This window comes from Polaribacter sp. M10, assembly GCF_054968445.1.
Map to the genome: position 1 here is coordinate 396,146 of NZ_JBSSBG010000002.1, position 13,594 is coordinate 409,739.

Sequence of the window (13,594 nt, forward strand, 5' to 3'; positions counted from 1 at the left end):
TGTTTAATTTTATATAAAATTAAAAATACGAGATAACTAAAGTGTTAAATCTTAGAAATCTGTAAGTAATAAAAGCGCTGTATTTATGGCTTAAAAAAACAAATAGACTTATTAACAGGTTGTTATGTGGTTTAAATGGAGTTAATTAACAGTAACTATTAATGGGTTGTTTATTTTTTTTGAAAAATCGTTCAAATAATTTTCCCAATCTTTCTTTGTTGTAAATTGTTTGCTTTTTACCCATCCAAAACCACTATAGTAAACTACTTTTTTATCAACTACATTTAAATGTAAAAAATGATTACTCTCATCTTTTTTAGAAGTAACATATTTTTCTGAACCTAAAAAATAGGGTTTTGTAGTTACAATTCCTGTTCCTATTTCAGAATCGTCTAAAGTTTCCCAGTGACTCACCCAAAAATTAGCATCATTTTGGTTTGTAACTCCTTTTTTATTGTGCAAAGTTAATCCTGTAGAAATGGTTTCAGTTCCTTTTACATCAATCTCAAAACGGGTTAAATTCTGTCCATAGTCTAAAGAAATGTGTTTGGTTTCATCTATTTGTTTTCCATTAGCATCCCAAGTTGCATAGGTTAACACAAAACTGGTTCTTAAAGGACCCGTTGTTATCGTTTTATAAGAAGTAAAATTTCTTGAGAAATAAAAAGAAGTATCTACTTTTACAGCAGTACCTCCAATGCCTCTACTAACCCCTACATGAAAATTATCTAAACCTTCGCCTGTATCTTTATGATAGGAACCTTTTCCTGAAGTATGTTTTTTATACCATTTGTTAATAACTGGGTATTCTACACGTTTTAACCATGCGTCTATTCCACTAGATAATGTACCTCCTTTTACTCCATCTTCTACCATTTTTTGTGCTACTGGGCCATAAGTTCTAAAGGCAACTCTGTTGTTTTCCCAAGTATAATCGTCTGTTCTTTCTGGTACAAAGCGTGAGTAGCAGTAATTAATTACTGAGTCTTGTTTTTTATCAGAAATTGATAACGTATATGTTTTTGTAGCGTTTGCTTTCATTGATGGTTGAAATAAAATCACATCATTTTTACCATCTAAATCTTTATCTACAATTTGAGAAGTAACAACTTTATTATCAGCATCTAAAACTACTAGATTAGCTTGTTTTTCTGCTGCTATTTCAGATATATCTACTTCAACAGTTTCAAACTCTCTATCAATATTTAAAGTATTTTTTACTGTTACTGTTGAAACGATTTCAACTTTTTTATCACAATTGACAAAAAGAGAAACAGATAGTAAAAAGAAGAATATTTTTTTCATTTTTTAATTCTTTAAATAGACCTTTCAGGTTTTTAAAACCTGAAAGGTCTATAAATATTTATTATTCTTCGTTAGAAGGTTTTCCAATTGTAGCTAAAATTCCTCCATCAACATATAAAATATGTCCGTTAACAAAATCACTTGCTTTTGATGATAAGAAAACTGCTGCTCCTGCTAAGTCATCTGGATTTCCCCATTTTTTAGCAGGTGTTCTGTTCACGATAAAATCATTAAAAGGATGCCCATCAACTCTAATTGGAGCCGTTTGCGATGTTGCAAAATACCCAGGTCCAATTCCGTTTACTTGTACACCAAAACGCGCCCACTCTGTAGCCATATTTTTAGTTAGCATTACCAAACCTCCTTTTGCTGCAGCATAAGCTCCTACAGTATTTCTTCCTAATTCGCTCATCATAGAACAAATATTGATGATTTTTCCAGCTTTGCGTTCCATCATTCCTTTGATAACGTGTTTAGAAACGATAAATGGGCTTACCAAATCGATATCAATAACTTGTTTAAAATCTTCAACTTCCATTTCTGCTAATGGTGTTCTTTTGATAATTCCTGCGTTGTTGACTAAAATATCAATGTTACCAACTTCAGTTTCTATTTTGTTGATGCTTTCTATTACTTGAGCTTCATCTGCAACATTAAACTTGTAACCCACAGCATTAATTCCTTCTGCTTTGTACAGTTCAACTGCTTTGTCTATTTTTTCTTGTGATGAATTTCCATTCACAACTATGGTAGCTCCTGCTTTTCCTAATCCCATAGCCATAGACATTCCTAAACCATGTGTAGAACCTGTTACTAGAGCTACTTTTCCTGTAATATCAAATAATGTTTGAGACATAATTATTATCTTAATTCGGTGATTTTTGCAACATCCATATCATTATAGTCTAAATTTTCTCCTGCCATTCCCCATATAAAGGTATAATTTGAAGTACCAGAACCAGAGTGAATAGACCAAGGTGGAGAAATTACGGCTTCGTGATTTTGCATCCAAATATGACGTGTTTCTTGTGGTTGCCCCATAAAATGACAAACTGCCTGATCTTGTGGAATGTCTAAATAATAGTAAATTTCCATTCTTCTATCATGTACGTGAGCTGGCATTGTATTCCAAACAGAGCCAGTTTTTAACTCTGTCATTCCCATTTGTAATTGGCAGGTTGTTACAATTCCGCCAATAATCATTTGGTTTACTGTTCTATGATTTGCAGTTTCTAAACTACCTAACTCGATTTTATTTGCCTCTTTTTTGGTAACCAATTTAGTAGGGTAAGAAGTATGAGCTGGTGCAGAATTCATATAAAATTTTGCAGGATTGTTTGCATCATCACTCTTAAAAACAACATCTCTTACTCCTGCACCAATATATACTGCATCTTTGTAACTAAGTTTATAGGTTTCTCCATCAACATAAATTATACCATCACCACCAGCATTAATAATTCCGATTTCTCTTCGTTCTAAGAAATACTCAGATTTTAAAGGATCTATAGTTTTTAACTTTAAATCTGTTTCAGTTGGTACTGCACCACCCACCATATATCTATCATAATGCGTGTAAACCCATTTTACATTTCCTGGTTGCATTAAATCAGGAACTAAAAATTCATTTCTTAATTCTTGTGTGTCGTACTTTTTTACTGCTTGCGGACTTGAAGCATATCTTGTTTCGAAAGTTGTTGCCATAGTTTTTGTTTTCTATTTTTGATTTAGACCTCACAGGTTTTAAAAACCTGTGAGGTCTTTATTTTATTATAATGAACGTCTAATTCCTAGTTCTAAGCCTCGTAATTCAGCCAAACCACGTAAACGTCCTATTCCTGAATATCCAGGATTGGTTTTCTTTTTTAAATCATCTAACATTTTATGACCATGATCTGGTCTAAAAGGCATTCTTACATCTTGTCTTCCTGCTGCAATTCTTTTTTGTTGCTCTAAAATCAACGCTTTCATAACAGCATACATATCTACATCACCTTCTAAATGATCTGCTTCATGAAAATTTCCTTCAGTATCACGTTTTGTAGCACGCAAATGTATAAAGTGAATTCGATCTCCTAAACGTTCTACCATTCCTGCCAAATCATTATCTGCTCTTACACCAAAAGAACCTGTACAAAATGTTAATCCGTTGTTAGGCGATTTTACTGCATTGTAAATATCTTCGATATCTTGTTCTGTTGATACCACTCTAGGTAAACCTAAAATTGGAAAAGGTGGATCATCTGGATGAATGCACATTAACACACCAGCTTGTTCTGCAGCTGGAATAATTTCTGATAAGAATGAAAATAAATTCGCTTTCAATTCTTGAGGTCCAATATTTTTATAAGTCGCTAAAATTTGATTGAACTCTTCTAAAGTATATCCTTCTTCTGCTCCAGGTAAGCCTGCAATAATATTTCTGATTAGCTTTGTTTGTTCTTCTTCTGATGAATTTTTGATAAACTCAGCCGCTTTTTGTTTTTGCGCCTCAGAATATTCGTTTTCTGCTCCTGGTCTTTTTAACAAATACAATTCGAAAGCAGCAAAAGCAGCCGCTTCAAAACGCAATGCTGTAGATTGATCAGATACTTCATAATCTAAATTGGTACGCGTCCAATCTAAAACTGGCATAAAGTTGTAACAAACGATATCAATACCACAAACCCCTAAATTTAAAAGTGTTTTTTTGTAGTTTTCTATATATTTTTGATAATCGCCAGATTTGGTTTTAATGTTTTCGTGAATTGGAACTGATTCTACCACAGACCAAGTTAAACCAACATTTTCTATTATTTCTTTTCTTTTGGTAATTTCATCAACCGTCCAAACCTCTCCATTTGGAATATGATGTAAAGCAGAAACAATACCTGTTGCTCCTGATTGTTTTATATCTGATAAAGAAACTGGATCATTGGGTCCATACCAACGCCAAGTTTGTTCTAAATTTTGAGTCATTTTTATTTTTCTTTAAAAATTAGCAATTCTTAAACTCCACTATATGCAGCAAATCCACCATCTATAGGAATTACAATTCCTGTTACAAATGCTGATGCATCATCACATAAAAATAAAGTAGAACTAATTAAATCATCTGGAGTTCCATAACGTCCCATTGGAGTTTGATCTATAATTTGCTGACCTCTTTGGGTTAAGCTACCATCTTCATTTGTTAATAAAGCACGATTTTGATCTGTTAAGAAAAAACCTGGAGCTAACGCATTTACACGAATACCTACTTTAGAAAAATGCACTGCTAACCATTGCGTAAAATTAGAAATAGCTGCTTTTGCACCACTATATGCTGGTATTTTTGTTAACGGAGTAAATGCATTCATAGAAGAAATATTTAGGATAGAACATCCCTTTCTTCCAACCATATCTGTCGCAAAAACTTGAGTGGGGATTAAGCTTCCTAAAAAGTTTAAATTGAATGTAAATTCAATTCCTTTTGGATCTAAATCAAAAAAAGTTTTAAACCCTTCTGCAGTATTTTGTAAATCCTCTAGAGCAAAAAATGGATTAGAGGTTGTTCCTAAAGGATGGTTACCCCCAGCACCGTTCACTAAAATATCTACTTTGCCAAAAGCATCATTAATTACTTGTTTTGCTTTTTCTAAAGACTCTTTTTCTAAAACATTGGCTGCAACACCAATGGCTTCTCCTCCTGCAGCTTTAATTTCTTGGGCAACTGTATTTGCAGCCTCTTCTCTTAAATCTAAAACGGCTATTTTATTTCCTTGCTTGGCAAGTGATTTTGCCATTGTACTACAAAGTACTCCACCTGCTCCTGTTAATACGATTATTTTATTCATTGGTAAGTTTATATCACTTGGTTTTTATTACGTGTGCGTACACAAATATAATAAAAATTTTATGTGTGCGTACACGAAAAAATATATTTTCACTACATTGCCATAAAATTTAAAGTTAAAAATATCATTTAATAACAATTAGAATTGGAAAGATTGAAGTAAATATTTATTAAATTAGAGAATGATTACGATAAAAGATATTGCTAAGCAAGCGAATGTATCCGAAGGAACTGTTGATAGAGTTATCCATCAAAGAGGTGGTGTTTCTAAAAAGACGGAGGCCAAAGTAAGAGAAGTTCTAAAACATCATAATTTTAGTGTTAATCCGATTGCAAGTGCCCTAGCAATGAAGAATAAGCACCATATTTCTGTTCTAATTCCTGATTATAATGAAACCGATTTATTTTGGAAATTGCCTAAATTAGGAATTCAAAAAGCTGAAGAAGAGGTGAAGAGTTTTGGAATCAAAATTAGCAGATTTGTTTATAATCAATATGATCCATATTCTTATATGAATACTTTTAATACGCTTATAGATTCTAAGCCTACTGCTGTTATAATGGTGCCGAATTTTTCTAAAGAAACCGAAGAAATAGTAGATAGGTTAGAAGGATTAAATATTCCATATCTATTTTTAAATATAGATATTAATGGATTTAACAACATAACTTATGTTGGTCAAGATTCCTATGCTGCAGGATATATTGCTGCTAAATTGATGAATTCTAAAAAGCTTACAAATGTAGATTTTTTAATAATTCAGGCAAGATATAACATCACAAAAAATAATGGTGTATATAATAGAATAGAAGGTTTTAAGGATTATTTTATAAAGAATAACATAGATTGTAAGACGCTAACTTTAGAAATTGAAAACTTAAATAATTCGATTGAAACTAAAGACAAAATCAATTCTTTTTTAGAACTACATCCAGAAATAAAAGGGGTATTTGTACCTTCTAGTAGAATTCATATTGTGGTTGATTCTATAGAAAAAAGATATTTAGATAAACTAGAGTTTATTGGTTTTGATAATACACCACAAAATATTGAATGCTTGATGAATGAATCTGTTTCTTTTTTAATTTCGCAAAAACCGTTTGAACAAGGTTACGAATCAATAAAAATTTTTACCGACTTTTTAATTCATAAAAAAGAGCTGGCTAAAAAAGCTTATCTGCCAATAGATATTCTTATGAAAGAAAATGTGAAGTATAATAATGGCAATCAATCTGATTATGAAAAAGAATTAAAGCAATTTAATTAAGATTACAACTTTATATTTTTAAATACCATTAATACATGTTTTAATTTAAAATTATAACACAAAAAAAAACGAGCCTTTTAAGGCTCGTTCTCTAGATTTATTACTAAATCTCATAATTAACTAAAAACTATCTTTTATATTTTAAATTCGTTGCTGTAACTTCTACCATTATTTTCTAATACAACTTTATAATTACCTTTTAATTTTTGGTCTAATTTGTAAACTCTGTTTAAAATAGAACCACCTTCTACAGTTTCGGTATAAATGATTTCATCATTATAATATAAAGCAACTTCTAAAGGCTGTTTATCGAAAGCAATTTTAGTAATCATTAATAAATTTTCTTCATTTCTAATTACTGGCTTTAAAATTACTTTTTCAGAAGCATCATTTAAAGACACATTACCTTCTTCAATTTTTAAAGATTTTACCACAATCTGAAAATCTTTTTCTAATTCTAAAGTGTAGCTACCATCTACAAGCTGAGAGAAATCGAAAGTTTTGATAAGTTTACCTTCTTTAGCTACATTTTCAGTGTAAAGAATAACTCCGTGAATATCTTTAATTGTTAATTTTTGTCCTTTTTTAACTTTATCAAATACAACTTTTACATTTTTAGTATTTGATACATTTCTTACTTCTGAATTATTAGCAAAATTCACCAAAGTTGCTAACATAAAAACCGCTACTAATACTCTTCTTTTAATCGTTATCATAATATAATCTTTTTAAGATTTACGCCACAAAGGTAGGATAGAAGTCTAGTTTTAAAAACAACAGAATTGGCAACTTTATGTATTATATTAACAGGTTTGAATTTCAAGGATATTTAGAGTGATAAAATAGTATATATTGTGAGCAATTCTATACACTTTACAAAATTGATATTTTGTTTAAAATTTAAAATTAGAGCAAAAAAAACGAGTCTTTTTAAAGACTCGTTTTATAGATTTAAACATAAAAATCTATTAATTAACTATAAACAATATTTTACTATATTTTAAATTGGTTACTATAACTTCTACCATTATTTTTTACAATAACTTTATAGTCGCCTTTTTCTTTTTGATCTAATTTGTATACTCTGTTTAAAATTGAATCTCCTTCAATAGTTTCAGATAAAATAATTTCACTGTTGTAATACAATTCTACTTGTATTGGTTTTTTATCGAAAGCAACTTTTGTAACCATTAATAAGTTATTCTCTGTTCTTATTACTGGTTTTAAAATTACTTGTTTGTTATCATCAGAAATAACAACTTTATGATTTTCTATTTTTATTGATTTTACTTCAATTTGAAAATCTTTTTCTAACTCTAAAAAATAATCGCCATTATTAAGTAAAGAAAAATCGAATGTTTTGATAAGTTTACCATTCTGAGCAACTTTTTCAGCATAAAGAACAATACCATTAATATCTTTAACGGTTAATTTTTGTCCTTTTTTAACTTCGTTAAAAATAACTTTTACATTATTAGCATTCGCTAAAATCTCAGATTCTGAGTTGTTTGCGTAGTTAGAAAAAGTTCCTAACATTAAACCTGCTACTAATATTGTTTTCTTTACGGTATTCATTAATCTTTATTTGCTCTTTATTTCTATAAAATAATAAAACGATTGTTACTTATTAAATACACTGCAAAGCTATAGATGAAATGAAGTTTTAAAAACAACAGAATTGGTTAATTTATATGCTAAATTAACACTTAGTAAAAACATAGGTTAGTCATAGGTTAATTTTATATATAAAAATGATAATTTTATATAGATAGTGTTATAACTATGTCGTATTTTTGCACCATTATGCAGAAAAAACCAACACTCGAAAAAATAACCCCCAACTTCGGTAGTTCTTTATTGGTAAAAAAGCACGTAGAGTTTTTAAAAACAAATACACCTTTTTGGCACTTTCATCCAGAAATTGAGCTTGTTTACGTAAATAAAGGTAAAGGGAAAAGACATATAGGTAATCATATTAGTTATTTTAATAATAGTCAACTAGTATTAATAGGTTCTAATTTACCACATATTGGTTATTTAGATCGATTAACAACAAATGGTTCAGAAACTTTAATTCAATTTTTACCAGAGTTTTTAGGTAAAGAGTTTTTTAAAATACCAGAAATGATTGCTATTGATGCGCTTTTTGAACGCGCAAAAAAAGGAATTCGTTTTAATATAGAAATAAAACAAAGAATTGGTGCTAAAATAGAACGTTTAGTAGATTTAGAAGGGGCTCATAGAATTACATCTTTTATAGAAATTCTTCACGATTTAGCAACCACAGACGATTATACTTTGTTAAACGCAAATGGTTTTGCTTTTGAAAGCTCTCATCAAGATAGTAACAAGATCGAAGTTATTTACAAACATATTAATGATAATTTTAAAGACCATATAAGTTTAGATGAAGTTTCTGAATTGGTAAGTATGACTGTACCTGCTTTTTGTAGATATTTTAAAAAATCTACAGGTAAAACTTTTACAAAATTGGTAAATGAATATAGAGTGGTACACGCAACAAAATTATTGGCAGAAAGTAATATGAGTATTGCAGAAATTAGTTTTGAATGCGGTTTTAATAATTTTTCTCACTTTAATAAATTATTTAAAGAATTTACAGGGAAAAGTGCTTCAGTTTATAGAAGCGAACTAAGAGATTTAATACAATAATTAGTAGTATTTGAATAAAACAAGAATCAAGATATTATAAATTAAAAATTCCTTAGTAGCATTTACTAAGGAATTTTTATTTAAATAAGTTTTTAAAAAGATAGAATTAAAGTTTTCCATTCCATTCATCGTAAAACTGTTTTAGATAGATTTCCATAAATTGATGTCTACTTTCTGCAATTTTTTTACCAGTTTCAGTATTCATCTTATCTTTTAATAACAATAGTTTTTCGTAAAAGTGATTTATAGTAGGCGCATTAGAATTTTTATATTCTTCTTTGGTCATATTTAAATTGGGTAAAACTTCAGGATCATACAAAGCCCTGTTTTTAAAACCACCATAATTAAAACAACGTGCAATACCAATAGCGCCAATAGCATCTAATCGATCTGCATCTTGTACAACTTCTAGTTCTTTAGAAGTAAATATTTTATCATTTTTATCTAAAGAATTTTTAAAAGATAGGTGTTTAATTATGTTAACAACATGTTTTCCAATTTCTTTTGGTACATTTTGAGCAATTAAAAAATCCCTAGCTTTTTTTGGGCCTAATTTTTCATTACCATTATTAAATTTTGGATCAGCAATATCATGTAATAAAGCAGCCAAAGAAACTACTAAAATATTTACTTTTTCATCTTTTGCTATTAATAAAGTATTTCTAAAAACACGCTCTATATGAAACCAATCGTGGCCACCTTCTGCATCTTTTAACTCCTCTTTTACAAAAGCGATGGTTTGCTGAATAATTTTTTCTTGATTCATAATTATTTTCTAGTAGCAATTTCTTGTTTTAATTTTTTTATATCTAAAAGCATTACAATTTCCATAGGGATAAAAAATAAAGGTAAAAACGTGTGAAAGGAAATGCCATTCTCTAGGGTAGAAAAAACTGCAAAAACTAACATCAATACTAATAAAACAGCATGGATAATAGCCATCATTTTTTGTTTTTTTAATTTTTTAAGTAATTCTTTAGTAGTATAAGTAGAAAATTGTGAGGCCATATTTTAATATAATTATTTCTTTACGATTCTTAAGAAAACTGTTCTATCAACAGAAATTAAATATAAAAAAAATCCACTTAAAAAGTGGATTTTAAAAAGTTGTTTCCTTTAAAAAAGGGTTAAGGTAATATCTTAACAATGCTCTTCGTAAGCAGCTGCTAAATTTTGTGCAATCATTTGTGCAGATCGTCCTTCTATATGATGACGCTCTAACATGTGTACTAAATTACCATCTTTAAATAAAGCTATTGCTGGAGATGAAGGTGGAAAAGGAATCATATATTCTCTCGCTTTTTGCGTAGATTCTTTTTCTACACCTGCAAAAACAGTAGTTAAATTTGTTGGTGTTTTTTCTGCTCCTAAAGAAGCAATTGCACCTGGTCTTGCAGTTCCTGCTGCACAACCACATACTGAGTTTACCATTACTAAAGTTGTGCCTTCTTTAGCCATTGCTTTTTCTACATCTTCTGCAGTATATAATGCTTCAAAACCAGCATCAATTAACTGATTACGCATTGGTTTTACTAATTCTTCTGGATACATAATAATCTATTATTTAGGTTGCAAATATAACTATAAAATTACAGAATTCAATTTGATTCTAAATACAAGTATTGATAGATACATCAATAAAATTGATTTTTTATATGTAGCTAATAACCACGATGTTTTATTATATTTGATGCTTAAATTAGATATTACATATGGGAAGTTTTACCAAATGGTTAGGTGCAGGTTTGGGATTTACATTCGGGGGTCCAATAGGAGCTGCAATTGGCTTTGCTATAGGAAGTTTTGTAGATGGTTTTGAGGCAGATGTATTTAAGCAAGAACAAATAGACTACGATAGAGAAAGAGCCAATAATAATTCAGACGAATATGCTAATACACAATCTGGCGATTTTGAAATGAGTCTGCTAGTGTTAGCCTCAATTGTTATTAAATCTGATGGTAAAGTAGATCAGCGAGAATTAAATTTTGTGCGCTCTCAATTTCTGAGCATGTATGGCAAAGAAAGAGCCAATAATGCGTTTAAATTGTTTAAAGGTGTTGTAAAAAAAGATGTTTCTGCACGTCAGGTTTGTATTCAGATTAGAGAACACATGTCTCATGCATCTCGATTGCAATTGCTTCATTTTCTTTTTGGTATAGCAAAAGCAGACGATTATGTTTCTAAAAGTGAGGTTGATGAAATTAAGAAAATAGCAGGCTATTTATACATTAACCAAAACGATTACGAGTCTATAAAAGCCATGTTTTATGATGCTTCTGATAATGCTTACAAAATTTTAGAAATAGATAAATCTGCTTCTAATGACGATGTAAAAGCTGCTTACAGAAAAATGGTAAAAAAATACCATCCAGATAAGTTAAGAGATTTAGGCGAAGAGCATTTACAAGGTGCAAAAGAAAAATTTCAAAGCATACAAGATGCGTATGAAAAAATTAAGAATGAACGAGATTTGTAGTAAATACTATAAATCAATTTTACTTTTTTTTGTAAAATTTAATTCTTTTTAAACTTCCATCAGTTTTATTTTTATAACAAGCAATATAATAGCCTTTTTTTAATCGCTTAAATTTAGCGCCTTTAAATAATTTAAAAGTCTTTTTATTATCAATTTTAGAAAGACCTGATAGTACTTTTTTTCCGTAAATATTAAAAATACAGATTTCGTATTCATCAAATGGATTTGGGAAATCTGAAGTTTCTGGATCTCTTAAAGGTTCTACATTAGAGTCTTGATTGTCTGAAGTTTCAGGAATAGTGTTAGGGTAACCATATACTATAATTTCGTTAACAGCCGCAAATACATTTTCATACATCGATAATCTTAAGTATCTTGTATTAACATCAGTAATATGTGTTTTCCAAGTATTAAAGCTAGAGCAAGAATCTACAAATAATTCTGTCCAATTATTTTCGCTTCCATATTCAACCGTAAATTCATAGGTATCATGCATATCATGTAAGTAAATTTCTGTAAGATGATATTCTTCACCCAAATCAATTATTACATGATAAGGTGCAGTTTCATCATTCCAAGACCAAAATGGTTTCCAAGAATTACTTGTAGGATGTTCATTGGCAAATACATCAGTTTGTTGTTCATCAAACAGAAATAGTGGAGAAACCACACTGCCACCAGCTACTTGATCAGTAACCATTGTACTATCAATTACAATTTGTTGTGAGGGAGGTAGAACATCAAAAAATTCTGGTCCACTAGTTGCTCCCAATCCTTTAAATTCTTGTGGAGTATCATCAGAAAGAGTGTAGTTATTATTTAATGTGTCTTTAAAGGTAATTTGATGAATTGTTGAAAAACTATTGTTACTAAGACTAAAATTATTCAAATTCCCAGAGTCATTATTATAAAAAGGAATATTAGTATCGTAAGTATTGTTGTTTATTTCTATTGGATTTAGTTCGTTCATATTTCTAACAACTTGCGGGCCAGTCATATTACTAAAATAATTACTATCAATTGTAATCGGCTTTAAAGTATCAGTAAACATTCTATTGTCTATAAACATTCCTTGAGAATCCGAAATATAATTATTACTAAAATTAGAATCTCCTTTACCCATTGCAATAATGCCAAAAGAAGGTGCTTGCATTATAATATTGTTGTAAGCATTAACAACACTATTATCGCCTATTTGTAAATTATTAGTATGATAAGCTATGTTTTCTAATCCAGCATTAATCATGGTGTTGTTATAAATTTCAACATCTTCCACAGCATTTGCTATTTGTATAGATTCTCTTTGAGTGTTTCTTATGATGTTATTATAAATTTTTAGGTGTTTAAATTCCATTCCAGGCGATTTTGTTTCGCCTATATACATGCCTTCGCTTACGTTTTCTATAAAACAATCATGAATAATTAAGTTATTAAAAACAGGATAAGGCACAGGCGGATTGCCACCAAAATCTTTCTTTGCAAAAATTCCAAAAAAGCCATCATGAGCTATTTTTATATGCTCTGCTTCGCAATCTGAGCTTAATTCAGAAAATGCCAAACCACAATTGTAACCACCCAGTTCAAAACCATATCTAAAGTTCGGGTGACCAGCACCTGATATTTTTATAAATTGGCAGTTTTCAAACGTAATACCTCCCCATGATTCAGGATTGTTAATCTTTACTTGGCCATTAATATTTATAACCACAATTGGTGCTTCTGAGGTACCTACTAATTGCTGAAATTTAATAGCTTTGGTTCTTGAAGATGCTACAAAGATGGTGTCTCCTCCACTAAATGTTCTTCCTGTTGTAGTAGTATTTATCAGATATGGAGTTGAGTTGTCAATAATATAATTACTATGCTGTTGACTATTTGTCTGAAATGCAATAAAAATTAAAAGGAAAGAAAATAAAATTTTGTAAGAATTGTAAAATTCTTTTTGAGAGGTATTGTTTTTAAAATTTTGTAAACGAAACAATATTTTATGAAAATATTTTTCCATGGATATAGATTTGGGGGATTAAAAGTTTTATAAAATTAACTTTTAATTTTAG

14 protein-coding genes are annotated in these 13,594 nt (G+C 29.7%); 3 read left to right on the forward strand and 11 right to left on the reverse strand.

What is annotated here, in order from left to right:
* Positions 1-141: 141 nt before the first annotated feature.
* The 5 genes from ACWYN7_RS04320 to ACWYN7_RS04340 form a co-directional block, all read right to left on the reverse strand.
* Complete coding sequence (locus ACWYN7_RS04320) at positions 142-1,305, reverse strand: DUF4861 domain-containing protein (protein ID WP_462858619.1); 1,164 nt, start codon at positions 1,303-1,305, stop codon at positions 142-144.
* A gap of 61 nt (positions 1,306-1,366) precedes the next feature.
* Positions 1,367-2,161: a gluconate 5-dehydrogenase gene (locus tag ACWYN7_RS04325; RefSeq protein WP_462858620.1), complete on the reverse strand. Its 795-nt coding sequence runs from the start codon at positions 2,159-2,161 to the stop codon at positions 1,367-1,369.
* A 5-nt stretch (positions 2,162-2,166) separates the two neighbouring features.
* The gene (gene kduI / locus ACWYN7_RS04330; RefSeq protein WP_462858621.1) at positions 2,167-3,009 is read right to left on the reverse strand and encodes a 5-dehydro-4-deoxy-D-glucuronate isomerase; all 843 of its coding nucleotides are present in this window, start codon (positions 3,007-3,009) and stop codon (positions 2,167-2,169) included.
* A 66-nt stretch (positions 3,010-3,075) separates the two neighbouring features.
* Complete coding sequence (gene uxuA / locus ACWYN7_RS04335; protein WP_462858622.1) at positions 3,076-4,263, reverse strand: mannonate dehydratase; 1,188 nt, start codon at positions 4,261-4,263, stop codon at positions 3,076-3,078.
* A gap of 29 nt (positions 4,264-4,292) precedes the next feature.
* Positions 4,293-5,120 (reverse strand): SDR family oxidoreductase, encoded by an 828-nt coding sequence (locus ACWYN7_RS04340; RefSeq protein WP_462858623.1) that lies wholly within the window; start codon positions 5,118-5,120, stop codon positions 4,293-4,295.
* Positions 5,121-5,301: 181 nt separating this feature from the next.
* Here ACWYN7_RS04340 and ACWYN7_RS04345 point away from each other — a divergent pair, with 181 nt between their 5' ends.
* The gene (locus ACWYN7_RS04345) at positions 5,302-6,387 is read left to right on the forward strand and encodes a substrate-binding domain-containing protein (protein WP_462858624.1); all 1,086 of its coding nucleotides are present in this window, start codon (positions 5,302-5,304) and stop codon (positions 6,385-6,387) included.
* Positions 6,388-6,521: 134 nt separating this feature from the next.
* Here ACWYN7_RS04345 and ACWYN7_RS04350 read toward each other — a convergent pair whose 3' ends face one another.
* Positions 6,522-7,103 (reverse strand): hypothetical protein, encoded by a 582-nt coding sequence (locus ACWYN7_RS04350; RefSeq protein ID WP_462858625.1) that lies wholly within the window; start codon positions 7,101-7,103, stop codon positions 6,522-6,524.
* A 277-nt stretch (positions 7,104-7,380) separates the two neighbouring features.
* Entirely contained in the window at positions 7,381-7,962 is a 582-nt protein-coding gene (locus tag ACWYN7_RS04355; protein WP_462858626.1) for a hypothetical protein, read from the reverse strand.
* 225 nt (positions 7,963-8,187) lie between these two features.
* On the opposite strand from ACWYN7_RS04355, the gene ACWYN7_RS04360 reads away from it, so the two are divergent.
* Complete coding sequence (locus ACWYN7_RS04360) at positions 8,188-9,060, forward strand: helix-turn-helix domain-containing protein (protein ID WP_462858678.1); 873 nt, start codon at positions 8,188-8,190, stop codon at positions 9,058-9,060.
* Positions 9,061-9,166: 106 nt separating this feature from the next.
* On the opposite strand, the gene ACWYN7_RS04365 is transcribed toward ACWYN7_RS04360, so the two are convergent.
* The 3 genes from ACWYN7_RS04365 to ACWYN7_RS04375 form a co-directional block, all read right to left on the reverse strand.
* The gene (locus ACWYN7_RS04365) at positions 9,167-9,826 is read right to left on the reverse strand and encodes an HD domain-containing protein (protein WP_462858627.1); all 660 of its coding nucleotides are present in this window, start codon (positions 9,824-9,826) and stop codon (positions 9,167-9,169) included.
* A 2-nt stretch (positions 9,827-9,828) separates the two neighbouring features.
* Positions 9,829-10,068 carry a hypothetical protein gene (locus tag ACWYN7_RS04370; RefSeq protein ID WP_462858628.1) on the reverse strand — a complete coding sequence of 80 codons (240 nt, stop codon included), beginning with the start codon at positions 10,066-10,068 and terminating at the stop codon, positions 9,829-9,831.
* 132 nt (positions 10,069-10,200) lie between these two features.
* Positions 10,201-10,611, reverse strand: a complete 411-nt coding sequence (locus ACWYN7_RS04375; protein WP_462858629.1) for a BrxA/BrxB family bacilliredoxin — start codon at positions 10,609-10,611, stop codon at positions 10,201-10,203.
* Between the two features lie 161 nt (positions 10,612-10,772).
* On the opposite strand from ACWYN7_RS04375, the gene ACWYN7_RS04380 reads away from it, so the two are divergent.
* Positions 10,773-11,537 (forward strand): TerB family tellurite resistance protein, encoded by a 765-nt coding sequence (locus ACWYN7_RS04380; RefSeq protein WP_462858630.1) that lies wholly within the window; start codon positions 10,773-10,775, stop codon positions 11,535-11,537.
* A gap of 19 nt (positions 11,538-11,556) precedes the next feature.
* Here ACWYN7_RS04380 and ACWYN7_RS04385 read toward each other — a convergent pair whose 3' ends face one another.
* Positions 11,557-13,542, reverse strand: coding sequence for a hypothetical protein (locus ACWYN7_RS04385; protein WP_462858631.1), 1,986 nt, complete (start codon positions 13,540-13,542; stop codon positions 11,557-11,559).
* Positions 13,543-13,594: the final 52 nt, after the last annotated feature.